Origin of the sequence: Solwaraspora sp. WMMA2101 (assembly GCF_049179175.1) — a bacterium.
Taxonomy (GTDB): Bacteria; Actinomycetota; Actinomycetes; order Mycobacteriales; family Micromonosporaceae; genus Micromonospora_E.
In genome coordinates this window covers 4,997,412-5,020,920 of record NZ_JBMHMA010000006.1, presented here as the reverse complement: position 1 = coordinate 5,020,920, position 23,509 = coordinate 4,997,412, and the positions used below count along the sequence as shown (strand labels likewise).

Here is a 23,509-nt window from a genome sequence, read left to right as displayed (position 1 = left end):
TCACCCGGTCGGTACGGCCCGATTCACCCGGTCGGTACGGCGTGCCGGTGGCCGTGGTGGGAAGTCCGACCGGTGAGCTCGGGAGGGGATCATGCGGGAATCGAGGCAACCGGTCCGGACGCTCGCCAGCCTGGCCATGGCCGTGCTGATCGGCATCGCGACGGTCCTGGCGACGGCGACACCGGCCTACGCCGGTAGCACGTACGTGGAGGCCGAGCCGAGCACGGTGCAGGCCGGTGAGAGGTTGACGATCCGGGCCAGCTGCGGCGACGACAACAACAGCCAGGCGACCGTCGAGTCGGACGCCTTCGGCCGGGTGATCGTCACGCCCGACCAGGGTCTGCTCACCGGCCAGGTGACGGTGCCCGGCAGCAAACGGCCGGGGCGCTACCCGGTCGACCTGCAGTGCCAGAACGGCAACACGGCGACCACCACGCTCACCGTGACCGGTACCGCCCATCCGACCCGGGGGCCGGACGCCGGCGGGGGCGGCACCGCCTCGGCCGGTACCGGAGCCGGCGGCTCGGCCCTGCTGACCGGTGGGATCGCCGCGGTCGGGCTGGGGGTGGGCATCGGGTTGCTCGCCATGCGCCGCCGCCGCGCCGACTCCGGCGCCTGACCCGCCGACGGCCAGATGGCCGCCCGTCGCGCACCGTCGCAGGACCGGCTGTACGGCGCTCTGGTGTCGGTGCTGGCTCAGATCGGCACAGCCGGGACCACCGCGCACACGGTCACGCCACGGGTGAGCACCTACGGCCGGCCCAGGCCGGCCTCGGATGCCGACGGTCCGGTGGTGCCACTGCCGGCGATCCCGGGTACCGCCCGGGGCATCGCCCGGGCACCGGTGCGCGGGGTGGCCGCCGTAGCGGCCTCGCAGCCCACCGGCCCGCCGGGCCGCTCCCGGGCGGCCGACCGGTCCGCACCGGCCCGGCGGCGCGGCTCCGGCGCCCACCGGGGCTGGCCGTGGGGTCGCCGGCGCGGTCGGGCCGGTGTCGGGCAGGTCGCGGGTGCCGCCGGGCGGGCCCGATCAGGTACGCCCCGGTTGCGCCCGGTGGCCCTGGTGCTGATCGTCGTCGGGGTGTTCGTCGCCGGGTTCGGCTTCGAACGGGTCACCGGCACGCCGCTGGCGCGGTGGCTGCCGGGCGGGGAGCGCCACGTCAGCCGGGAACACCCGCCGATGGCGGCCAGTGACCCGGTCAGCCTGACCATTCCGTCGCTGCGGCTGCAGGCGGCGGTGCACGACGTCGGGTTGGCCGACGACGGCACGATCGCCGTACCGGAGCTGAACCGGCACAACGAGGCCGGCTGGTACGTGGCGAGCCCGACGCCGGGCGAGAACGGCCCGGCGGTGATCGTCGGACACGTCGACACCACCACCGGGCCGTCGGTGTTCTACCAGGCGAGCACGCTGCAGCCGGGTGCGAAGATCCAGATCCGGCGGATGGACGGCTCGGTGGCGGTCTTCGAGGTCAACTCGGTGGAACGGTTCGACAAGTCGTCCCTGCCGGCCGAGCGGGTGTACGCCGACTACAGCCGCGCGGGCCTGCGCCTGATCACCTGCGGCGGCCAGTGGGTGGGTGGCTCCACCGGGTACGCGGACAACGTGGTCGTCTTCGCCTCCCTGGTCGACGCCGAGGGCGGCTGAGCCGGCCCGGTTCAGGCAGCGGCTTCGACCTCGGGCAGGTCCAGCCAGTCGGCCCACCGTGGATCGGGCGCCCGGTGTCCGAGCACCCGCCAGGCCGTACCCTTCGGCGCCGCCGGCGCGGTCTGCAGCCGCCAGCCCAGCTCCGCCGGTGTCCGGTCACCCTTGGTGTGGTTGCAGCGGGCACAGGCGGCGACCACGTTCTCCCAGACGTGCCGGCCGCCCCGGCTGCGGGGGAAGACGTGGTCGATGGTCTCCGCCGGGCCCCGGCAGTAGCCGCAGCGCCCGCCGTCGCGGGCGAAGATCGCCCGCCGGGACAGGCCGACATGGGTGCGGTACGGCACCCGGACGTACCGGGTTAGGCGCACCACCGACGGCACCGGCAGATGCTGCCGGGCGCTGTGCAGCATGCCCTCGCCGTCGGCGACGCAGACCGCCTTCGCGGAGAGCACGAGAATGGCGGCCCGACGCACCGACACGACACACAGCGGCTCGTACGTGGCATTGAGCACCAACGAACCGGAGCCCACCGTGGGTCGTATGTCAGGCATCCCGCTCACCCTCCCGGTTGTGTTCCCACCCGCTCCTGGCACCCGACGTGAATCGACACGATCCGACCATCGGACCGTGACCTGCGTCGGCGTGACGCCGACACCTGTGCGCCAATAGTCCCCGATAGATGACCCGAATGCACGTACTATTCGGCCGCTACCCCGTGTGCGGTCGGCGGATGGTGCGCCGATGACCTGTTGCGTCCGGTTCCACCGCCCGGGTGGGCCGCCCGCCGACCGGTGGGCGACGTACGGTACGAAATGACCGTGCAGCTGCTACCACCCGCTGACGCCGCCGGGCCACTGGCCTGGTCGGCGCAGGAGTCACCCGCGCCGACGGTGAGCCCGGAGTGCCCGCAGGACGATCCGGTCTGCAACCAGGTGTTCGACTGGACCGGCCTGCCCTGGCTGGCCGAGGGGAGTTTCTGGCTGCTGGTCAAGCCGATCCGGATCCTGTTGATCGTGATCGCGGCGGTGGTGCTGCGGTACCTGCTGCACCGGGCCATCCGGCGGTTGGTGACCAGCACCTCGACGGTGTCCGGCCCGGCGATCCTGCGCCCGCTGCGCGAACGGGTGCCACCGGTCGGACCGGTGGCGATGCCGGAGCGACGGCGGCAACGGGCCGAGGCGATCGGGTCGGTGCTGCGCAGCATGGTCAGCGCGGTGGTGTTCTCCCTCGCTGTCCTGCTGATCCTCGGCGAGCTGAGCTTCAACCTCGCCCCGCTGCTGGCCAGCGCCGGCATCGCCGGCATCGCGTTGGGCTTCGGGGCGCAGGCGCTGGTGAAGGATCTGCTCTCCGGCCTGTTCATGCTGCTGGAGGATCAGTACGGGGTGGGTGACACGGTCGACCTCGGCGAGGCGACCGGAGTGGTGGAGGCGGTCGGCCTACGGATCACCACGGTCCGCGACGCCCGTGGCGTGCTCTGGTACATCCGCAACGGGGAGATCATCCGGGTCGGCAACAAGAGCCAGGGCTGGGCGATGGTCGTGGTCGACATGCCGATCGGCTTCGCCGACCCGGAGCAGGCCACCGCGGTACTGCGTACCGCCGCTCTGGGGGTGGCCGCCGACGGTGAGTTCGCCGACCATTTCGTCGAGCCGCCCGACGTACTCGGCGTGGAACAGATCACGATCGACGGCGCGGTGATCCGTACGGTCGCCAAGACCACCGCGGAGGGCCAGTTCACTGTGGGTAGGCAGTTGCGCCGCCAGTTGGCCGCCGCGTTGCAGACCTCCGGGATCTCGGCGCAGATCGCCGCCGGGCGGATGTTCGTCGCCCGTGGGTCGGCCGGTGAGCAGGAGGGTAGCTGACTGTTGGCGCTTCGGGCATCTATGGCGCTCTTGAGGCTGCTATGATGCTCGCGTGAACCTCAAGGAGTGGGCAGCGTCGACCGGCATCGCGTACATCACCGCTCGGCGACAGTACGCAGCCGGGACGCTGCCTGTTCCCACCTACCGGATCGGTCGACTGATCATGGTCGGTGAGCCGGTCACCGGCACGTCGGCCGAGACGGGGCAGACCGTGGTGTACGCCCGGGTGTCCTCAGCCGATCAGAAACCCGACCTGGACCGGCAGGTCGCCCGGGTCACCGTGTGGGCCACCGGGCGGAAACTCGGCGTCGACCGGGTGGTGACCGAGGTTGGATCCGCGTTGAACGGGCACCGCGAGGAGTTCCTCGCGCTGCTGCGCGACCCGAAGGTGGCGACGATCGTGGTTGAGCATCGGGACCGGTTCGCCCGGTTCGGGGCCGAGTGCGTTGAGGCGGCGCTGGCCGCGCAGGGCCGCCGGCTGCTGGTGGTCGACCCGGCTGAGGTCGACGATGATCTGGTCCGCGACGTGACGGAGATCCTGACGTCGTTGTGCGCCCGCCTGTACGGGCGTCGCGCTGGCGCGAACCGTGTCCGCCGGGCGGTCGAAGTCGCCACCGGGAGTGGCCCGGCGTGAAGACGATCCAGGCGTACCGGTTCGCCCTCGACCTCACCTCGCGCCAGGAACGCGACGTCCTTGCGCACGCTGGGGCCGCCCGGCTCGCCCACAACTGGGCGCTCGCGAGGGTCAAGGCGGTCATGGGCCAGCGCATCGCCGAACGCTCCTATGGCGTGCCAGACGAGTTGCTGACGCCGTCACTGTCCTGGTCGCTGGCCGGTCTTCGGAAGGCATGGAACGCCGCGAAGCCCGAAGTCGCGCCGTGGTGGGGTGAGGTGTCGAAGGAGGCGTTCAACACCGGCCTCGACGCGCTCGCTCGCGGGTTGAGTAACTGGGCTGATTCCCGCAGCGGGAAACGCGCCGGTCGGCCGTCGGGTTTCCCCCGGTTCAAGTCCCGCCGCCGTACCACGCCCAGCGTGCGGTTCACCACCGGGGCGATCCGGGTCGAACCGGACCGCAAGCATGTGGTGCTGCCCCGGCTGGGCCGGTTGAAGTTGCACGAGTCCGCCCGCAAGCTCGCCCGCCGTATTGAAGCCGGCACCGCCCGGATCATGTCCGCGACAGTGCGTCGTGATGGCCGGCGGTGGCATGTGTCGTTCACCGTCGAGGTCGAACGCGCCGAACGCAGCCCGGCCCGACCCGGCTCGGTGGTTGGTGTGGACGTCGGTATCCGGCATCTCGCGGTGCTGTCCACCGGCGAGTTGGTCGACAACCCGCGCCACCTCGTGGCCGCGCGGCAACGGATGCATGCGCTCGGCCGGACGCTGTCGCGCAAGCAGGGCCCGGACCGGCGTACCGGACGACGTCCCTCGAAGCGGTGGGAACGGGCCGCGAGCCGGCTCGGTCGTGCTCACGCCCGGGTCGCTCATCTGCGCCGTGACGGGCTGCACAAGCTCACCACCCGACTCGCCACGACGTACGGCACCGTTGTGGTGGAAGACCTCAACGTCACCGGCATGCTGCGCAACCGGCGGTTGGCTCGGCACGTCGCCGACGCCGGATTCGCGGAGATCCGCCGCCAGTTGGCGTACAAGACCGGATGGAACGGCGGCCGGCTTGTGGTGGCCGACCGCTGGTACCCGTCCAGCAAGACCTGCTCGGGCTGTGGCACGGTGAAAACCAAGCTGGCCCTGCCCGAGCGTGAATACCGGTGTGAGGCGTGCGGTCTGGTCATCGACCGTGACCACAACGCCGCGGTGAACCTGGCCGCCCTTGCGGCGGCAACCGCCGGGAGTGGCCCGGTGGCAGCACGTCGAGCCGACCAGAAGACCCGCGCACGCGGGCAGGTGGCCGTGAAGCGTGAACCCGGCACCGCTCAAGCGGATCAGACCGGGACCGTCCTACCGCAAGGCAGGACTACCAACCGTGCGCTCACTAAAGCCCACTGAGAGGTAACGGCGGAATCGCGGGCACGGCGACCTGAGCCCGCCCGACGGCACGGCCGGCGGGGGTGGTCACCATCAGCCGATGAGCAGGGCGGCGACGCCGGATGGCGGTCTGGTTGTCATCCGTACGTTTAGTCAGAGTGACGACAAACCAGCCGTTCACACTAGCCAGATGTCACCCGATCGGGCATGATCCGGGACGAGTGTCATCGGAGTGTCACCGCCACTTCGCTCAGCCGTACGTCCGGGACGTTCCCCGGCGCACCTGCCACGAGCGGGCCGCCGAGAACGATGGAGGCGCCGTCCGTGTCCGACGAGACACACCACGCCGGGAAACCGGCCACCTTCCGCGATGTCTTCGCGGTCGGGGAGTTTCGTTTCCTGTTCGCCTCGGTGACGCTGTCCTGGGCCGGCGACTACATCGCGAAGGCCGCCGTCACGGTGCTGGTCTACCGGCAGACCCAGTCGGTCGCGCTGTCGGCGGCCGCCTTCGCGGTCAGTTTCCTGCCCTGGCTGATCGGTGGGCCGTTGCTGACCACGGTCGCTGAACGGTACCCGTACCACCGGGTCATGATCACCACCGACCTCATCCGGATGGTGCTCATCGCGCTGGTGGCGATCCCCGGACTGCCGGTGTGGGCGATGCTGGGGCTGCTCTTCTGCGCCACCCTGGCGAGCCCACCGAACCAGGCGGCCCGATCCGCGCTGATCCCGACCATCCTGACCGGCGACCGGCTGATCGTCGGGCTGTCGGTCAACGCCAGCACCAGCCAGCTCGTCCAGGTCGGCGGGTACGTCGCCGGTGCGGCCGTCGCCGCGGTCAACCCCCGTGCGGCGCTGCTGCTCAACGCCGCGACGTTCGCGCTGTCGGCGCTGGTGGTCCGGCTGGGGATCCGGGCCCGACCGGCGACGACCAGCGTCGACGGCCGTCAGCATCTGCTGCGCGAGACGGCGGAAGGGTTCCGGCTGGTGTGGGGCACCGACGTCCTGCGCGCCATCGCGGTACTGGTGTGGACGGTTCCGTTGTTCGCGATCGTCCCCGAAGGGCTGGCGGCCGCGTGGGCGGCCGAGTGGGCGGCCCAACCGGGCGTCGACGACGCCGACCGGGGTCTCGCCCAGGCCATGATCATGGCGGCCAGCCCGACCGGTTACATCCTCGGTGGCCTGCTCATCGGCCGGTTCGTCCGGCCGGACCGACGCAGCCGACTGATCCGACCGTTCGCGGTGCTCGCCCCACTCGTGCTGGCCCCGGTGATGTTCGACCCCAGTCCCGTCGTGGTGGCTGCGCTGGCCGCCGTCTGCGGCTTCGCGGTGGCCGGGCTGCTGCCGGTGACCAACGGGTTGTTCGTCCGGGCCCTGCCCCAGGGCTACCGTGCCCGCGCGTTCGGGGTGGTGGCGACCGGGATGCAGGTCAGCCAGGGCACGGCGGTGCTGCTCACCGGGGTGCTCGCCGACCGCTTCGACATCCCCACGGTGGTCGGGTTGTGGAGCCTGGCCGGGGCGATCGTGGTCTCGCTGGCGCTGCTGCGGTGGCCGGACGCGGAGCGCTTCGACGCCGCTGCCGCCGCGGTCGCGGTCGCCGAGACGACGACGCCGCCGACCGCCGGCGCGACGGGTTCGGCCGGCAGCGGGCCGACGGGATCGGCGGTCGGGCGGCTGGTGCCACGGAGTCGACCCGACCAACACGCCGGGAGCGCTGGCCAGAACCGGGCCGGCGGCGCCGGCGACCAGCCGCCGAGCCAGGTCGGCAGCGCCTGACGGACCCGGGCCGACCGCCCGCGCCCCGGCTGGCAGGATGGAAGCGTGACAGCGTCCGATCCCGCCACCGGTGCCTCCGGCACGCCGCCCGCCGCCGGCGACCCGGCGGCGACCTTCTTCACCGCCGTCGGCGGCGAGCCGACCTTCCGTCGTCTCGTGGACGAGTTCTACGCCGGCGTCGCCGACGATCCGTTGCTGCGGCCGATGTACCCGGAGGCGGATCTGGGACCGGCTGCGGAGCGGCTGACGCTGTTCCTGATGCAGTACTGGGGCGGTCCGGGTACCTACTCCCAGCAGCGGGGCCATCCGAGGCTACGGATGCGCCACGCGCCGTACCGGATCGGAGTCGCGGAGCGGGACGCGTGGCTGCGGCACATGCGCCGGGCGGTCGACCGGCTGCAGCTGCATCCTGAGCTCGCCAGCCTGCTCTGGGACTACCTCGAGCGGGCCGCGTACTTCATGGTGAACGAGATGGAGCCGACCCAGCCGCCCGGGCGCGACCTGTCCGCCGGCTGACCGGGCGGTCCCGCCGCCGGCTGACGGGCAGGGCGGGTCGCGCCGGACCCGCCACCGGTGCGACGGCCGCTAGAGCAGCGCCCCCTCGTCGTGCAACCAGTCCACGAAGGTGGTCGCCACCGCAGCACCGCAGTCGAGCACCTCGACCAGTAACGCGTCGTGCGCGCCAGCGGCCAACGGGACCTGCAACTCGGCGTAGATCGGCAGCTGACCCCGGTCGGTGGGGTCGCCGACGTAGGCCTTGCAGAAGCGTCGGGTGTGGTTCCACTCGTTGACCACCCGATAGGCGCGGTCGGCCCAGTCCGGTGGCACCGTCGAGTGCGGACGGGCCCGTACCACCAGGATCTCGTCGTCCGGTCCCTCGAGGGTGAACAGCACGGCGTGCCGTTCCCACATCGCCAGCAGGCTGCCGTCGCCGTCGGCGAGATACCGGATGTCGAGCAGGTCGAGCGCGTCCCCGACGCGGCGCAGGGTCACCGGCGCGACCTGCGACGACATCTCCTTACCTGATGCCGCTGCGGGCACCGGAACCGGGCAGGGCAGCCCGGCTGGTCTGGTCGGCCCGAGTTCAGCCGCAGGCCGGACGCTCTGTTCCGGCACACGTGGCGCGGGCGGCCCCAGCCGCACACCGCTGTCCGCTCCCGACCTGCTTCGGGTACTTGTCTCTTCGGCATTCGCGTGACCGGAGCGCCACGACCACCACGGCATTATGCGCACCTCACTCCCCAGCGGATCCGAGCGCCTACATTGCGTCGGATCCGAGGCACGACGGTACCCGGATAGCCGGGCCGAGACACCCCCCCACCGGCCCCCCCGAACCAGAGGGATGATGAGGCATCAGCCGTTCGACTGATTGGCTATCGGCGCTAGCGTCAAATTGTTAACTCTTTGTGTCCAGGCGACGCCGTACGGCGCATCAAGTCCTACCCAGTTGCCTACTGTCCGGACCCGTACCACTGACGTACCACCGTCGGTCGGCCCGCCGGACACCGGCCCCGATCCCGGCTCGCGACGCCCGGCCAGGTGCCAAGATCCAACTGGCTGGCGATGGCGGGCCGGGCCGACCTTGGCCCCTAGGAAACTCATCCGGACCACCGCCTGCACCAGCGACTGACGAACCTCGACCCGCAGGGTCGGCGCGTCGTCGCCGGTCACCACGATCGCGACGTGGTCGAGCAGGGCATCGCGCAGCGCCCGCGCGCCGACCGCCCGGCCGCCGACGCCGTCGCGCTGGGCGGCCCGCAGGGTGCCGGCAGCGGCGGCGGCCACCCGGCGGACCTCGTCGGCCGGGACGGTCTCCACGGTCCGGACCGTCCCGGACGGCACCGGCCACCGCCAGGCGTCGTCGCGACGCGACGGCAGGACGCCGTCGGCACCGGCGAGCCGGGCCAGCAGATCCCCGGCGGCGACGGTCACGTCGCCGGGCCCCGGTCCGGCGACCGTCCGTTGGACCAGCACCGACCAGGGCAGCCGGGCCCAGAGCTCGGTCCGACCCGGTCCGACCGACCGCAGCCGCACGACGGCGGCGGGGTCCAGCCGGGTCAGCCGGGCGAGGAAGGCGCCGGCGTCGGCGAGCCCGGTGATCCCGTGACCGCCGGACGCCCCCGGGTCCGCCGGGGAGGCGGCGGCCATCAGTCGGCGGGCCGCACGTACGGCAGCAGGAAGGCCCGCTCGGCGTCGGTCAGCCGACGCGGCCGCCCCTGGCCGAGGTCGAACGGCACCAGGACCGACCGGGCCCGGCTGACCACCTGGTCACCGTCGAACATCTCGTACGCCACGGTGAACCGCGACGGCCGGACCTGCTCGATCCAGAGCTCGATCCGTACGCTGGGTGCCTGCTCGGCGGTGGCCCGACCCAACCGGTAGTCGACCGGACGCAGATAGTCGACCTCGTGCCGGTGGATGAGCACCCCGTCGGCGAACGAGTCGACACCCCAGGCCCGGCCACCGGAGAACATCAGCGCGACCCGCGCCTCCTCGTAGAGGGTCAGGAACCGGGCGTTGTTCAGATGCCCGTACGCGTCAAGGTCCGACCAGCGCAGCGCGGCGTGGAAGGTGTAGCGCTGCCCGCCGGGTACGGCGGGCAGCGTACCGGTGGGTGCGCCACCCGCCGGTACGCTGCCCGCCGAGGCCAGGTCAGTCACGGGTGAGCTTGCGGTAGGTCACCCGGTGCGGCCGGGCCGCCTCGGCGCCCAGCCGGTCGATCTTGTTCTTCTCGTACGACTCGAAGTTGCCCTCGAACCAGAACCACTTCGCCGGGTCGGTGTCGTCACCCTCCCAGGCGAGGATGTGCGTGGCGACCCGGTCCAGGAACATCCGGTCGTGGGAGATGACCACGGCGCAGCCGGGGAACTCCAGCAGGGCGTTCTCGAGACTGGACAGGGTCTCCACGTCCAGGTCGTTGGTCGGCTCGTCGAGCAGGATGACGTTGCCGCCGATCTTCAGGGTGAGCGCGAGGTTGAGCCGGTTGCGCTCGCCACCGGAGAGCACCTTCGTCGGCTTCTGCTGGTCCGGGCCCTTGAACCCGAACGCGGCGACGTAGGCCCGCGACGGCATCTCGACCTTGCCGACCATGAGGTGGTCCAGTCCGTCGGAGACGACCTCCCAGACCGTCTTGCTGCCGTCCAGACCGGACCGGTTCTGATCGACATAGGACAGCTGTACGGTCTCGCCGACGCGCACCTGACCGCTGTCCGGCTGCTCCAGCCCGACGATGGTCTTGAACAAAGTGGTCTTGCCGACCCCGTTCGGCCCGATGATGCCGACGATGCCGTTGCGCGGCAGCGAGAAGCTCAGGTTGTCGATCAGGACCCGGTCGCCGAAGCCCTTCTTCAGGTTCACCGCCTCGATGACGGTGTTGCCCAGTCGCGGGCCCGGCGGGATCTGGATCTCCTCGAAGTCCAGCTTGCGGGTCTTCTCCGCCTCGCTGGCCATCTCCTCGTAGCGGTCGAGCCTGGCCTTGGACTTGGTCTGCCGGGCCTTGGCGTTGGAGCGGACCCACTCCAGCTCCTCGGTGAGCCGCTTCTTCATCTTGGCGTCGCGGCGGCCCTCGACCGCCAGCCGGGCGGCCTTCTTCTCCAGATAGGTGGAGTAGTTGCCCTCGTAGCCGACGGCCCGGCCCCGGTCGAGTTCGAGAATCCAGCCGGCCACGTTGTCCAGGAAGTAGCGGTCGTGGGTGATCGCCATCACGGTGCCCGCGTACTTGGCCAGGTGCTGCTCCAGCCAGCTGACGCTCTCGGCGTCCAGGTGGTTGGTGGGCTCGTCGAGCAGCAGCAGGTCCGGTGCCTCCAGCAGCAGTTTGCACAGCGCGACCCGGCGCCGCTCACCACCGGAGAGCTGGGTCACGTCGGCGTCCGGCGGCGGGCAGCGCAGCGCGTCCATGGCCAGTTCGAGCTTGGAGTCGACGTCCCAGGCGTCGGCGTGGTCCAACTCCTCCTGCAGCCGGCCCATCTCGTCCATCAGCTCGTCGGAGTAGTCGGTCGCCATCTGCTCGGCGATCTTGTTGAACCGCTCCAGCTTCGCCTTGGTCTCGGCGACGGCCTCCTCGATGTTGCCGAGCACCGTCTTCGCGTCGTTGAGCGGCGGTTCCTGGGACAGCAGGCCGACGGTGTAGCCGGGCATCAGCCGGGCATCACCGTTGCTGGGCCGGTCCAGGCCAGCCATGATCTTGAGCAGGCTGGACTTACCGGCACCGTTCGGGCCCACCACGCCGATCTTGGCGCCGGGTAGGAAGCTGAGCGTCACGTTGTCCAGCACGACCTTGTCGCCGTGCGCCTTGCGCGCCCTCTCGAGGACGTAGATGTACTGGGCCACGGTGCGGCCTACCTCCAGAACTCTCGTGGAACCCGCCGGACGCGGGCGTCTCGCGGCTCTCGCCGACCCACCCCCGCCGCGAGCGGGCGGACTGGTGCTCATGCAGGCCCGCCCGCGAGCGGGCGGACTGGTGCTACGTCTGTACGCCGTCGTCAATCCTGACAGGTCCGGCCCCCCGACCGCATGTCACCCCACGGTGCGACCGCTCGTGAACCGGCCGCACCGGGCGCGGTGTCGCAGACCACACCATCCCCACTGGTTTCGGCGGCCGGCCCGGCTGGGCACCAGGGGCGGGAACAACTGGGACGCCAGGAGGGGGACGGGGGTCCAACCGCCTGACCCGCACAGTACGCTCATGGCGGTCCCGTAATCACCGGAGGTGTACGGAACGTGACGGTTCGGAGCTCGTTCGTAGTGGTCGCCAACCGCCTACCGGTGGACGAGGTGACCACGTCCGAAGGACGCCAGTGGCGTCGCAGCCCCGGCGGGCTGGTGACCGCCCTGCATCCGGTGCTCGCCCAGCACCATGGCACCTGGGTGGGCTGGGCCGGCGGCGCAGGAGCCGCGCCCGACCCCTTCGACCTGGAGGGCATCCGGCTGCACCCGGTGCCACTGAGCGCCGAGGAGTTGGAACGCTACTACGAAGGCCAGTCCAACGCCACCATCTGGCCGCTGTACCACGACGCGGTGGAGACGCCCGCGTTCAAACGCCGCTGGCGGGAGGCGTACCGGGTGGTCAACGCCCGGTTCGCCGAGGCGGCCGCCGAGGTCGCCGACGAGGGTGCCACCGTCTGGGTGCAGGACTACCAGTTGCAGCTGGTGCCGGCGATGCTCCGGGAGATCCGGCCCGACCTGCGCATCGGATTCTTCCTGCACATCCCGTTCCCGCCGATCGAGCTGTTCATGCAGATGCCGCAGCGGGCCGAGATCCTGCGCGGCCTGCTCGGCGCCGACCTGGTCGGCTTCCAGCAGCGGCTGGCGGCCCAGAACTTCGTCCGGCTGGCCCGGCACCTGCTGGGGCTGCGCTACGAGGGCCAGATGATCCAGGTCGACGGACGCAAGGTGAAGGCCGGCGCGTTCCCCATCTCGATCGACGTACCCGAGATGGAGCGGATGGCCCACGACCCGTCGGTGCAGGCGCGGGCCAAGCAGATCCGGGCCGAGCTGGGGGATCCGAAGACCGTCATCCTCGGGGTGGACCGACTGGACTACACCAAGGGCATCGAACTGAGGCTGAAAGCCTTCCGCGAACTTCTTGCTGACGGAAAGCTGACAGTTCCGGACGCGGTTATGGTGCAGGTCGCCACGCCCAGCCGCGAACGGGTCGAGCACTACCAGGCACTTCGGGTCAAGGTGGAGCGCGAAGTTGGTCGGATTAATGGTGAATTCGGCCGGGTGGGTGTGCCCGCCGTGCACTACCTGCACCAGTCGTACAGTCGCAGTGAACTCGCCGCGCTCTACCGCGCGGCCGATGTGATGATGGTGACACCACTGCGAGACGGAATGAACCTGGTGGCCAAGGAGTACGTCGCGGCTCGCGCCGACACCGGCGGGGCACTCGTGCTCAGCGAGTTCGCCGGTGCCGCGACGGAGCTGCGGCAAGCGTTCCTGTGCAACCCGCACGACCCGGACGGCGTCAAGGACGCGTTGCTGCGGGCGGTGCACGTCGACAGTTCCGAGGCCCGGCGGCGGATGCGGATCATGCAACGCCACCTACGGACCCATGACGTCGGCCACTGGGCCCGCTCCTTCCTCACAGAACTCGGTGTGCCCGAGACGGAGGAATGAATGAAAACGTCCGTCCTTGACGGGGACGTACGCGCGGCCGCGGACCGGATCGATCCCGAGCTGCGCGCGGCGATCGGGCGGATCGCCCGGATGCCGATACTCCTGGTTGCCTGCGACTACGACGGCACCCTCGCGCCGATCGTCGAGGACCCGGCCAAGGCCGTGCCGCTGCCGGAGTCGGTCGCGGCGGTACGCGCGTTGGCCGCCCTGCCACAGACCACCGTCGCGGTGGTCTCCAGCCGGGCGCTGCGTGACCTGGCCGCACTGTCGCGGCTGCCCAGCGAGGTCCACCTGGTCGGCAGCCACGGTTCCGAGTTCGACATCGGCTTCGTCGAACGGCTCGCCCCCGAGCAGTTGCAGGTGCACTCCCAGCTCAAGCGGGAGCTACGGCAGCTGATCAAGGACCGGCCGGGAATCCGGCTGGAGGTCAAACCGGCCAGCGTGGCGGTGCACACCCGGGGTGCCGACCCGCAGGTCGCCGCCGAGGTGGTCGACGCGGTCCGGTCCGGCCCGGCCAGCTGGCCCGACGTCACCGTGACCCAGGGCAAGGAGGTGGTCGAGCTGTCGGTGGTCGCCACCGACAAGGGCACCGCCCTGGACCAGATCCGGACCCAGACCTCCGCCAGCGCAGTGCTGTTCATCGGCGACTCGATCACCGACGAGAGCGCCTTCGCCAACCTGCACGGCCCGGACGTCGGCGTCAAGATCGGCGACGGCGAGACCCGGGCGGACTTCCGGGTGGCCGAGCCGATCGACGCCGCCCGGCTGCTCGGCGTACTGCTGGAGACCCGACGCAACTGGCTCTACGGCGAGCACGCCGTACCGATCGAGCGGCACTCGATGCTCGCCAACGGACGCACCATCGCGCTGCTCACCCCGGACGCCAGGGTCACCTGGCTGTGCCACCCCCGGCCGGACTCGTCGGCGATCTTCGCCGACCTGCTCGGCGGGGCACCGGCCGGCCACTTCACCGTCGCCCCGGCCCGGGGCGGACTGCCGCTGGGGCAGCGCTACCGGCCCGGCACGATGACCGTGGAGACCCGCTGGTCCGGGTTGACCGTCACCGACTGGCTCGACCTGCCCACCGCCGAGCCGGCCGCCGACGACACCGTCGTCCCCGGCGCCGACTCCACCCTGGTGCGGGTGCTCACCGGCACCGGCCAGGCCCAGCTGGAGTTCGCGCCCCGGCCCGAGTTCGGTCAGGTCGCCGTCCAGCTGCAGCCGCTCGGCGACGGGCTGCTGGTGCTCGGCTCCAACGAACCGGTCGCGCTCTACTCCCCCGGCGTGGAGTGGAAGGTCGTCGACGACGGCGGCCGGGAGACCGCCCGGGCCCTGGTCGACCTGGCCGCGCTCGGCGGGATGCTCACCATGGAGCTGCGGTTCGGCTCGCACAGCCTGGAGCACCACACCGTACCGGTGCAGCAGCGGCAGTCCGCCGCCGAACAGCCCTGGCGGGACTGGGTCCGCGAGCTGAAGCTGCCCAGCACCGGCCGGGAACTGGTCACCCGCAGCGCGTTGACGCTGCGCGGGCTGTGCCACGAGGCGACCGGGTCGATCCTCGCCGCCGCGACCACCTCCCTACCGGAGGAGCTCGGCGGGGTCCGCAACTGGGACTACCGCTACTGCTGGCTGCGCGACGCCGCGATGAGCGCCCGCGCGCTGGTCGACCTCGGCTCGCTGACCGAGGCCGAGGCGTTCCTGCGCTGGGTGGACGGCTGTGTGGACCGCACCGGCGGGCACCCGGAGCGGCTGCACCCGCTCTACACAGTCGAGGGTTTCGAGCTGGGCGCCGAGGCGGTCATCGACACCCTGCCCGGTTACGCCGGTTCCCGCCCGGTCCGGGTCGGCAACCTGGCCAACCATCAGCTGCAGCTCGACGTGTTCGGTCCGATCGCCGACCTGCTCGCGGTGGTCGCCGACGCGCGCGGATCCGTCCGCGACGACGAGTGGCGGGTGCTGGAGGCGATGGTGCAGGCGGTGGAGCGCCGCTGGCACGAGCCCGACCACGGCCTGTGGGAGGCGCGACTCGCCCCCCGGCACCACGTCTTCTCCAAGGTGATGTGCTGGATGACGGTGGACCGGGCGCTGCACATGGTGCGCCGTCACGGCGGCGGCGAACGGCCGGAGTGGGTCGAGCTGCGCGACCGGATCGGGCACAACGTGCTGGAGTACGGCTGGCACGAGAAGGCCGGCGCGTACACGGTCGCCTACGGCGACGAGGAGATGGACGCCTCGTCGCTGTGGATCGGGTTGTCCGGGCTGCTGCCCGACGACGACCCCCGGTTCCTGGCCACCGTCCTGAAGGTCGAGGCCGACCTGCGCAGCGGCCCGGTCGTCTACCGCTACCGCTGGGACGACGGCCTGCCCGGCCGGGAGGGCGGATTCCACATCTGCACCGCCTGGCTGATCGAGGCGTACCTGCGGACCGGTCGGCGCAGCGACGCCGAGGAACTGTTCGAGCAGATGATCGACACCGCCGGTCCGACCGGTCTGCTGCCCGAGCAGTACGACCCGATGGCCGAGCGCGGACTGGGCAACCATCCGCAGGCGTACAGCCATCTGGGTCTGATCCGGTGCGCCCTGCTGCTGGACGACATGCTCACGCTCTGACCGGGTGAAGGTCCGGCGCGTCCGCCGTCGCGCGGCGCGCCGGACCGACCTCAGCGTCGGACCGACCTCAGCGTCGGACCGACCTCAGCGCCGGACCGACCTCAGCGCCGGACCAGGCCTTCAGGGCCCAGTTTGGCCGTCAGCGCGCAGGACCGGCTTCAGCCGGCGTCCGGGCGCAGCGCGTGCACCACGTCGCCGACGACCACCACCGCCGGCGGCCGCAGCCCGGCGGCCACGACGTCGCCGGCCACGGCGGCCAACGTGGACGTCAGCGCCCGCTCGGCGCCGGTGGTCGCCTCCTGCACCACCGCCACCGGAGTGTCCCCGCTGCGACCGTTGGTCAGCAACGTGTCGGTGATCGCCGACAGGTTCTTCAGCCCCATCAGGACCACCAGGGTGCCGCGCAGCCGGGCCAGTGCCGGCCAGTCCACCAGGGACAGCCGGTGTCCCGGCGGCAGATGCCCGGAGACCACGGTGAACTCGTGGGCTACGCCGCGATGGGTCACCGGCACGCCGGCGGCGGCGGGCGCGGCGATCGAGCTGGTCACCCCCGGCACCACGCAGACCGGTACGCCGGCCTCGACGCAGGCGAGCAGCTCCTCCCCGCCGCGACCGAAGACGTACGGGTCGCCGCCCTTGAGCCGCACCACGGTCGCCCCGGTGCGGGCCCGGTCGACCAGGATCCGGTTGATCTCCTCCTGGGCGGCGGCCGGACCGTACGGGATCTTCGCCGCGTCGATCAGCTCCACCCGGGCCGGCAGCTCGTCCAGCAGCAGGCCGGGGACCAGCCGGTCGGCGACGACGACGTCGGCCTCGGCGAGCAGCCGTCGGCCCTTCACGGTGATCAGCTCGGGGTCGCCGGGGCCGGCGCCGATCAGCACCACCCGGCCGGTGGTCGACCCGGCGGACGCCGGGGCCGGCGCCGGGTCGGCGACCGGGATGCTGCCGTCGGCGAGCCGCTGACCGATCGCGTCGCGGACCCGGACCGCCCGCTGCGGATCGCCGCCACCGAGCACCGCGACGGTCACCGGGCCGTGCCGGGTGACGGCCGGGGTCCAGGCGGTGGCCTCGGTGCGGTCGTCGGCGCGGACGCAGAAGACCCGGCGTGGCTCGGCGGCGGCGCTCACCTCGGCGGCGGCAGCCGCGTCGTCCACGGCGACCTGGGCCAGCCAGACCCCGTCGAGGTCGGCCGGCTCGAACCGGCGCGGCCGCCAGTCCACCCGGCCGGCGGTCACCAGGCCGTGCAGCGTCGGGGTCAGTTCCGGTGACACCACGAGTACGTCGGCCCCGGCGTCCAGCAGCGCCGGGACCCGTCGGGTGGCGACGGTGCCGCCGCCGACCACCAGCACCCGGCGGCCGGCCAGGCGCAGCCCCAGGGGGTACAGGTTCACTTCTCGGAGACTCCCGCCGCGTCGAAGGTGGCCACCTCGTGCAGGACCCGGACCGCGCTGGCCACGATCGGCCAGGCGAGCAGGGCGCCGGTGCCCTCCCCCAGGCGCAGCCCCAGATCGACCAGTGGCTGCAGGCCGAGGTGCCGCAGCCCTACCGTAGCGCCCGGCTCCACCGAGCGGTGCCCGGCGACCATCGCGCCGGTGGCCGCCGGGGCGAGCGACGCCGCCGCGAGCGACGCCGCGACCGCGCTGACCCCGTCGACGATCACCGGGATCCGGCGGGCGGCGGCACCGAGGATGAAGCCGCTGAGCGCGGCGTGCTCCAGCCCACCGATCGCGGCCAGCACACCGATCGGATCGACCGGGTCGGGCCGGTGCCGGCGCAGTGCCGCCGCGACGACGGCGACCTTGTGCCGGTACGTCTCGTCGTCGACCCCGGTGCCCCGGCCGGTGACCTCGGCGGCGTCGGCACCGGTGAAGCCGGCGACCAGCGCGGCGGCGGCGGTGGTGTTGGCGATGCCCATGTCGCCGGTGAGCAGCACCCGCGCACCGGCGGCGTGCAGGTCCGCCGCGACGCGCAGGCCGACGTCGATGGCGGCCCGGGCCTCGTCGACGGTCATCGCCGGGCCGCTGGCCAGGTCGGCCGTACCGGGCCGGACCCGGGCCTGGACCAGGCCGTCCGCCGGCTCCAGCGCGGTGGCGACCCCGACGTCGACCACGGTCACGCTCGCCCCGACCTGCCGGGCGAAGGCGTTGACGACCGCGCCGCCGGCCAGGAAGTTGGCCACCATCTGGGCGGTGACCTCCTGCGGCCAGCCGGTCACCCGCTGGCGGTGCACGCCGTGGTCGGCGGCGAAGATCGCCACCGCGCCCGGTTCGGGCAGCGGCGGCGGGCAGGCACCGGCGAGCCCGGCCAGGCGCACCGACAGTTCCTCCAGTACGCCGAGTGATCCGGCGGGTTTGGTCAGCCGGGCGTGCAGCGCCCGGGCCTGTGCCATCGCGTCGTCGTCGAGTGGTCGGATTGCGGCCAGGGCCGTGTCGAGCATCAGTCCTCCAGGGTCGCGCGCAGCACGTGGACGAACGCGTCGGTGGTGGCAGTGTCCCGTACCGCCACCCGCAGCCAGTCGGGGCCCAGTCCGGGGAAGGTGTCGCCTCGGCGTACCGCCCAGCCCTGCTGGCGCAACCGGCGGCGGACCTGATCGGCGCCGACGAGATGGAGCAGCACGAAGGCGCTGGCCGGGGTGCCGGCGACGGTGACGCCGGGCAGTTCCCGAAGCCGGCGGAGCAGGTGGCCGCGGTCGGCGGCGAGCGTGGCGGCGTACCGGCGTTCGGCCCCGACCGCCCGGCGGCTGGCGCAGATCTCGGCGGCGACCAGCGCCGGGGTGGCGACCGGCCACAGCGGCGCGACCGCCGCGAGGCGGGCCAGCAGTGCGGCCGGGCCGAGCAGGTAGCCGATGCGCAGCCCGGCCAGGGCCCAGGTCTTGGTGAGGCTGCGGACCACCACCAGGCCGGGCAGGTCGCGGCGGTCGGCCAGCGACTGTGGTTCGCCCGGTACGCCGGCGGCGCAGGTGGTGTCGGCGAAGGCCTCGTCGACGACGACGGTCCGGCCGGGCCGGGTGAGGGCGGCGATCGTGTCGGCCGGGTGCAGCACCGACGTCGGGTTGGTCGGGTTGCCGATGAAGACCAGGTCGGCGTCGGCGGGGATCCGCGCCGGGTCGAGGGTGAAGCCGGTGTCGGGGCGTAGCAGCACCCGGTCGACCCGGTGTCCGGCGGCGCGCAGGGCGGCCTCCGGCTCGGTGAACTGCGGGTGCACCACCACCGGGTGGCGGGCGTCGCGCAGTGCCTGGGCGAGCAGCACGAAGCCCTGGGCGGCACCGGCGGTGAGCAGGACCTCGTCGGGCGGGCGGGTGTGCCGGGCGGCGACGGCGGCGCGGGCGGGCCGTTGGTCGGGGTAGCGGGCCAGGTCGCCGAGGCTGGCCCGGACCGGCGCGAGCAGCCAGTGGGGTGGTTCGCCGACGCGGACGTTGACCGCGAGGTCGACCAGGCCGGGGGTGGCGTCGACGTCGCCGTGGTGCCCCAGGTCGTACTCGGGTGGCTGGCCGCGCTGGGCCGGCTGGCCGTCCTCCGGTGTCCGATCCGACTGCTGCATGACGGGGATCATGCCCGCCCGGAGGGGGTGAAATCGACGAAGGGTGACGCTTGTGACACGATTCGTCTTGTGGTTTTAATCCTTTTGGACATGTTTTGCGGCTGTCCGGCCTACGTTTGAAGCCGTGACCAAGCGCAGCCGAAACCCCGCCCGCCGTGGCCGCCTCGTCCAGTTGCTCCGCGCCGGTCTGATCGCCGGCGTCGTGGTCGCCGCCGCCGCCTACCCGCTGGCCGCAGTCGCCGGCCTCACCGTCATCGCCAGCACCCGGGCCATCGAACAGGTCCCGGAGAAGCTGCGCGACATCGACCCGGCCCAGACCACCTACGTGTACGCGGCGGACGGCCGGACCCTGGTGACGATGTTCTACGAGGAGCACCGCAAGTACGTCCCGTTGACCGAGATGTCGCCCTTCATCCAACAGGCGATCGTCGCCTCCGAGGACGTCCGGTTCTACCAGCACAACGGCGTCGACCCCAAGGGTGTGGCCCGCGCGTTCGTGGCCAACTCCCAGGCCGGCGGGGTGTCCCAGGGCGGCTCCACGCTGACCATGCAGTACGTCCGGCTCGCCCTGCAGGAGACCGCCGAGACACCACTGGAGCTGCAGGCGGCGACCGCACAGACCCCCGGCCGCAAGATCCGCGAGATCCGGATCGCGATGGAGCTGGAGAAGCAGCTGTCCAAGCCGGAGATCCTGGAGCGTTACCTCAACGCCGCCTACTTCGGCCACCGGGCGTACGGCATCTACGCGGCCGCGGAGATCTTCTTCTCCAAACACCCCCGGGAACTCAGCGCCAGCGAGGCCGCGCTCATCGCCGGCCTGGTCAAGGCGCCGTCCGAGTACGACCCGGCCACCTCGGACCAGGCCGCCGCCACCGAACGCCGCAACTACGTCATCGACCGGATGGCCGCGCTGGGCTACCTGGCCCCCGCCGCCGCCGCGCGGTCCAAGGCCGAACCGATCCAGCTCAACCTGAGTACGCCACCCAACGAGTGTGTCTCGGTGCCGGCTGAGCACAACGACTGGGGCTTCTTCTGCGACTACCTGAAGTCCTGGTGGATGGGGCAGAAGGCGTTCGGCGACAGCCCGTCGGAGCGGCTGGGCAACCTGCGCACCGGCGGGTACCGGATCGTCACCAGCCTCGACCCGGCCACCCAGAAGGCCGCCCAGGACCAGGTCACCTCCCGGGAGTCGATCGGCAGCCCGTTCGCCCACGGGCTGGTCGCCGTCGAGCCCGGCACCGGCCACGTCAGGGCGATGGCGATCAACCGGGTCTACTCGCTGGACCAGACCGACAACGGCGGGCACTCCAACCCCACCCTGCGCAGCAAGGGGGTCAAGGGCAACTACCCGAACACGGTGACCCCGCTGCTCGGCGGCGGCGACCTGCCCGGATACCAGGCCGGGTCGACGTTCAAGATGTTCACCATGCTGGCCGCGCTGGACGCCGGCATGCCGCTGCGCTCCGGCTTCAACGCCCCGCACCGGATCAACTCCATCTACGACGGCGGCGAAGGCACCAGCAGCTGCGGTGGCCGCTGGTGCCCGAGCAACGCCTCCGGCGCGATGGCCGGCTACCACTACATGTGGTCCGGCTTCGGCAAGTCGGTCAACACCTACTTCGTGTGGCTGTTGCAGCAGGTCGGCGCCGAGAAGGCGGTGCAGATGGCCGAACGGCTCGGGCTGCGCTGGCGCACCGACGTCGACAAGCGCAACGCCTCCCCCGAGCACGCCAGCAAATGGGGCGCGTTCACCCTCGGCGTGTCCGACGTGACGCCGCTGGAGATGGCGAACGCCTACGCCACCATCGCCGCAGACGGCAGCCACTGCGAGGACTCCCCGGTGCTGTCGGTGGAGAATCCGGACGGCAGCCCGGTCACCTACCGGACGTTGACCGGGGCCGAGGTCGAGGTGGCCACCCCGCGCTGCCACGCGGCGTTCTCGCCGGACGTGGCCCGCGCCGCCACCGACGCCGCCCGGTGCCCGGTCGGTGACCGGCCCGCCGCCGGCGGCTGCGGCGGCTGGTCCACCGCCGACGGCGTGGCCAAGGCGGTCGGCCGGCCGGTCGCCGGCAAGACGGGCACCACCGACAGCACCCGGTCGGCCTGGTTCACCGGCTACACCCCGGACCTCGCGGTGGCCAGCTTCATCGCCGACCCGGACAACCCGTTCAACGCCGTCGGCGACTGGCAGTCCCAGAAGCCGGTGGACACGGCGGCCGGCACGCTGAAGAACGCGCTCAAGGACCGACCGGTACGCCAGTTCGCGCCACCGTCAGCCGAGATCATCGGCTGAGTGCACCAGCAGCGGATCGGTGTCCTCCTCGGCCAGCGGCGTCGGACGCGCCATCGGCGGCTTGGGCGGCATCGGGCCCATCGGCGGCATCGGCGGCTCCTCCGGGACCGGACCGTCGCCACCGCGCAGGTCCGGGCCGGGGACGCGCCCGTCGCCACCGCGATGGTCCGGGCCGGGGACGCGCCCGTCGCCAGCCGGGCCCCGGGAGTCCGCGCCGGCCAACCGGCCATCGGCGGCGGCCAGGACCAGCCGCCGGGCGATGTCCGGCGCCCCGGCCCAGTGCAGCGTCAACTGGGAGGCGTGCACCCGACGCCAGACGAACCCCTCCGGCACCCCGTTGCCCCACGTCCACGCCGGGGTGTGCCCGGCGCGCGGGGAGACCACCACCTGATGCTGCTTGTAGCCGATCATCCGGCCACCCAGCGGGGCTACCGGGGTGGCCGCCCGCGACGTCGCCTCCCGGTAGCCGACGACCATCCGGTCCGAGGTCATCGCGGCCGCGTCGAACACCTCCCCCATCGGCCGGCCGTCGCACTCGCGGACCAGCCACAACAGGCCACTGCCCTCGGCCAGCACCGGCCGGCCGGCCCGGGCCAGATCCGCCACGGCGGCGGTCAACGCCCGGTTCGCCGACAACTCCGGCAGGTACGCCTCCGGCAACCCGCCGGGCAGGACCAGCGCCGCGGTCGCCTCCGGCAGCAGTTCGTCGCGCAGCGGGTCGAACGGCACCACCGCCCCACCGGCGGCGGTGATCAGCTCCACCGTCTCGGTGTAGCCGTAGACCAGCTCCGGCGTACCGGCGACGGCGATCACCGGTCGCCGTACCGGCGGCGTCACCGGCGGGGCGCCGGCCGCCTCCGCCTCGGCGGCCAGGGCGTCCGCGGCCGACCAGGCCGGCACCGGCAGCGGCGGCGCCGACCGGGCCAGGGCCAGCACCCGGTCGAGGTCCACGGCGGCGTCCACCGCCTCACCGAGGCGACGGATCAGCCGTACGGTGTCGATGCTGTGGTGCGCCACCGGCACCACCCCGGCGGCGCGGGGAATGCCGGCGGGCAGCTCGCCCCGGTGCAGCGCGCCCAGCACCGGCACCCCGATGTCGTCGAGCGCCTCGCGCAGCACCTGCTCGTGACGGGCCGAACTGACCCGGTTGAGGATCACCCCGGCGAGCCAGATCAGGTCGTCGTAGGCCCGGAAGCCGTGCACCAGCGCACCGATCGACTGGCCCATCGCCGCCGCGTCGACCACCATCACCACCGGAGCCCGCAACGCGGTGGCCACCGTCGCCGTCGACGCACTGTCCGCCCGGGTGCCCAGACTGTCGTACAGGCCCATCGCCCCACCGAGCACCGCGACGTCCGCCCCGGCCGCGCCGTGGGCCAGCAGCGGACCGATCCGGCCGGTGCCGACCAGCATCGGGTCCAGGTTGCGGCCGGGCCGGCCGGCGGCGGCACCGAGGTACGCCGCGTCGGTGTGGTCCGGTCCGATCTTCGCCCCGGCGGTGCTCAGGCCGAGCTCGCGCAACGCGGCGAGCAGCCCGATCGCCACCGAGGTCTTACCGTGTCCGGAGGCGGGGGCACTCACCACCAGGCGGGGCACGGACGGCATCTGCGACTCCTCTGTGCTGGTCTGCGGTTGCGGCGGTCGGGCTGAGCTGGCCGGTGCGGTGGTCGTGCCGGTCGCCGCGCG

The 23,509-nt window shown here is 72.3% G+C and carries 19 protein-coding genes; 10 read left to right on the top strand and 9 right to left on the bottom strand.

Going from position 1 to position 23,509, the window contains the following annotated elements; all coding sequences use genetic code 11:
* Window positions 1-136 precede the first annotated feature (136 nt).
* Both ACN28F_RS23850 and ACN28F_RS23845 read left to right on the top strand, forming a co-directional pair.
* Entirely contained in the window at window positions 137-619 is a 483-nt protein-coding gene (locus tag ACN28F_RS23850) for a hypothetical protein (RefSeq protein ID WP_353850564.1), read from the top strand.
* 15 nt (window positions 620-634) lie between these two features.
* Window positions 635-1,645: a class F sortase gene (locus ACN28F_RS23845; RefSeq protein ID WP_289210111.1), complete on the top strand. Its 1,011-nt coding sequence runs from the start codon at window positions 635-637 to the stop codon at window positions 1,643-1,645.
* Window positions 1,646-1,656: 11 nt separating this feature from the next.
* Here the strand turns inward: ACN28F_RS23845 and ACN28F_RS23840 are convergent, their stop codons facing one another.
* On the bottom strand, window positions 1,657-2,193 hold the full coding sequence (locus ACN28F_RS23840) for an HNH endonuclease (protein ID WP_289210110.1): 537 nt from the start codon (window positions 2,191-2,193) through the stop codon (window positions 1,657-1,659).
* 261 nt (window positions 2,194-2,454) lie between these two features.
* Between ACN28F_RS23840 and ACN28F_RS23835 the strand changes: the two genes are divergently transcribed.
* The 5 genes from ACN28F_RS23835 to ACN28F_RS23815 all read left to right on the top strand — a co-directional run bounded on the left by ACN28F_RS23835 (window position 2,455) and on the right by ACN28F_RS23815 (window position 7,779).
* Entirely contained in the window at window positions 2,455-3,504 is a 1,050-nt protein-coding gene (locus ACN28F_RS23835; protein WP_289210109.1) for a mechanosensitive ion channel family protein, read from the top strand.
* 52 nt (window positions 3,505-3,556) lie between these two features.
* On the top strand, window positions 3,557-4,138 hold the full coding sequence (locus tag ACN28F_RS23830; RefSeq protein ID WP_421359766.1) for an IS607 family transposase: 582 nt from the start codon (window positions 3,557-3,559) through the stop codon (window positions 4,136-4,138).
* Window positions 4,135-5,508, top strand: coding sequence for an IS607 family element RNA-guided endonuclease TnpB (tnpB, locus tag ACN28F_RS23825; protein ID WP_421359764.1), 1,374 nt, complete (start codon window positions 4,135-4,137; stop codon window positions 5,506-5,508). The genes ACN28F_RS23830 and tnpB overlap by 4 nt, the downstream gene beginning before the upstream one ends.
* Before the next feature lie 288 nt (window positions 5,509-5,796).
* A complete protein-coding gene (locus ACN28F_RS23820; RefSeq protein WP_289210106.1) occupies window positions 5,797-7,263 on the top strand; it encodes an MFS transporter in 1,467 nt (488 codons plus the stop codon).
* Between the two features lie 45 nt (window positions 7,264-7,308).
* Window positions 7,309-7,779 (top strand): globin, encoded by a 471-nt coding sequence (locus ACN28F_RS23815; protein WP_289210105.1) that lies wholly within the window; start codon window positions 7,309-7,311, stop codon window positions 7,777-7,779.
* A 69-nt stretch (window positions 7,780-7,848) separates the two neighbouring features.
* Here the strand turns inward: ACN28F_RS23815 and ACN28F_RS23810 are convergent, their stop codons facing one another.
* From ACN28F_RS23810 to ettA, 4 genes are all read right to left on the bottom strand, one after another.
* On the bottom strand, window positions 7,849-8,487 hold the full coding sequence (locus ACN28F_RS23810; protein ID WP_289210104.1) for a YbjN domain-containing protein: 639 nt from the start codon (window positions 8,485-8,487) through the stop codon (window positions 7,849-7,851).
* A gap of 129 nt (window positions 8,488-8,616) precedes the next feature.
* Window positions 8,617-9,411 (bottom strand): hypothetical protein, encoded by a 795-nt coding sequence (locus ACN28F_RS23805; RefSeq protein ID WP_289210103.1) that lies wholly within the window; start codon window positions 9,409-9,411, stop codon window positions 8,617-8,619.
* Entirely contained in the window at window positions 9,411-9,866 is a 456-nt protein-coding gene (locus ACN28F_RS23800) for an acyl-CoA thioesterase (RefSeq protein ID WP_289210871.1), read from the bottom strand. The genes ACN28F_RS23805 and ACN28F_RS23800 overlap by 1 nt, the downstream gene beginning before the upstream one ends.
* Before the next feature lie 49 nt (window positions 9,867-9,915).
* Window positions 9,916-11,592 carry an energy-dependent translational throttle protein EttA gene (gene ettA, locus ACN28F_RS23795; RefSeq protein ID WP_289210102.1) on the bottom strand — a complete coding sequence of 559 codons (1,677 nt, stop codon included), beginning with the start codon at window positions 11,590-11,592 and terminating at the stop codon, window positions 9,916-9,918.
* 390 nt (window positions 11,593-11,982) lie between these two features.
* Here ettA and ACN28F_RS23790 point away from each other — a divergent pair, with 390 nt between their 5' ends.
* Both ACN28F_RS23790 and otsB read left to right on the top strand, forming a co-directional pair.
* Complete coding sequence (locus ACN28F_RS23790) at window positions 11,983-13,380, top strand: alpha,alpha-trehalose-phosphate synthase (UDP-forming) (RefSeq protein ID WP_289210101.1); 1,398 nt, start codon at window positions 11,983-11,985, stop codon at window positions 13,378-13,380.
* Window positions 13,381-15,990, top strand: a complete 2,610-nt coding sequence (gene otsB / locus ACN28F_RS23785; protein ID WP_421359762.1) for a trehalose-phosphatase — start codon at window positions 13,381-13,383, stop codon at window positions 15,988-15,990.
* Window positions 15,991-16,148: 158 nt separating this feature from the next.
* Here the strand turns inward: otsB and cobA are convergent, their stop codons facing one another.
* From cobA to cobC, 3 genes are read right to left on the bottom strand one after another with little or no spacing between them, the layout of a single operon-like run.
* Window positions 16,149-17,381, bottom strand: coding sequence for a uroporphyrinogen-III C-methyltransferase (gene cobA / locus ACN28F_RS23780; RefSeq protein WP_421359760.1), 1,233 nt, complete (start codon window positions 17,379-17,381; stop codon window positions 16,149-16,151).
* A complete protein-coding gene (gene cobT, locus ACN28F_RS23775) occupies window positions 17,378-18,427 on the bottom strand; it encodes a nicotinate-nucleotide--dimethylbenzimidazole phosphoribosyltransferase (RefSeq protein WP_421359758.1) in 1,050 nt (349 codons plus the stop codon). Before cobT ends, cobA begins: the two co-directional genes overlap by 4 nt.
* Complete coding sequence (gene cobC / locus ACN28F_RS23770) at window positions 18,427-19,530, bottom strand: Rv2231c family pyridoxal phosphate-dependent protein CobC (RefSeq protein WP_289210097.1); 1,104 nt, start codon at window positions 19,528-19,530, stop codon at window positions 18,427-18,429. Before cobC ends, cobT begins: the two co-directional genes overlap by 1 nt.
* Before the next feature lie 124 nt (window positions 19,531-19,654).
* On the opposite strand from cobC, the gene ACN28F_RS23765 reads away from it, so the two are divergent.
* Complete coding sequence (locus ACN28F_RS23765) at window positions 19,655-21,823, top strand: transglycosylase domain-containing protein (RefSeq protein WP_289210096.1); 2,169 nt, start codon at window positions 19,655-19,657, stop codon at window positions 21,821-21,823.
* On the opposite strand, the gene ACN28F_RS23760 is transcribed toward ACN28F_RS23765, so the two are convergent.
* Window positions 21,803-23,428, bottom strand: coding sequence for a cobyrinate a,c-diamide synthase (locus ACN28F_RS23760; RefSeq protein WP_421359756.1), 1,626 nt, complete (start codon window positions 23,426-23,428; stop codon window positions 21,803-21,805). The genes ACN28F_RS23765 and ACN28F_RS23760 overlap by 21 nt on opposite strands.
* Window positions 23,429-23,509: the final 81 nt, after the last annotated feature.

Excerpts from the sequence above, each read along its gene's own strand:
- ACN28F_RS23850 (WP_353850564.1), top strand. The coding sequence starts at position 137 with ATGGCCGTGCTGATCGGCATCGCGACGGTCCTGGCGACGGCGACACCG.
- ACN28F_RS23845 (WP_289210111.1), top strand. The coding sequence starts at position 635 with ATGGCCGCCCGTCGCGCACCGTCGCAGGACCGGCTGTACGGCGCTCTG.
- ACN28F_RS23840 (WP_289210110.1), bottom strand. The coding sequence starts at position 2,193 with ATGCCTGACATACGACCCACGGTGGGCTCCGGTTCGTTGGTGCTCAAT.
- ACN28F_RS23835 (WP_289210109.1), top strand. The coding sequence starts at position 2,455 with ATGACCGTGCAGCTGCTACCACCCGCTGACGCCGCCGGGCCACTGGCC.
- ACN28F_RS23820 (WP_289210106.1), top strand. The coding sequence starts at position 5,797 with ATGGAGGCGCCGTCCGTGTCCGACGAGACACACCACGCCGGGAAACCG.
- ACN28F_RS23810 (WP_289210104.1), bottom strand. The coding sequence starts at position 8,487 with ATGCCGTGGTGGTCGTGGCGCTCCGGTCACGCGAATGCCGAAGAGACA.
- ACN28F_RS23805 (WP_289210103.1), bottom strand. The coding sequence starts at position 9,411 with ATGGCCGCCGCCTCCCCGGCGGACCCGGGGGCGTCCGGCGGTCACGGG.
- otsB (WP_421359762.1), top strand. The coding sequence starts at position 13,381 with ATGAAAACGTCCGTCCTTGACGGGGACGTACGCGCGGCCGCGGACCGG.
- cobT (WP_421359758.1), bottom strand. The coding sequence starts at position 18,427 with ATGCTCGACACGGCCCTGGCCGCAATCCGACCACTCGACGACGACGCG.
- cobC (WP_289210097.1), bottom strand. The coding sequence starts at position 19,530 with ATGCAGCAGTCGGATCGGACACCGGAGGACGGCCAGCCGGCCCAGCGC.
- ACN28F_RS23760 (WP_421359756.1), bottom strand. The coding sequence starts at position 23,428 with ATGCCGTCCGTGCCCCGCCTGGTGGTGAGTGCCCCCGCCTCCGGACAC.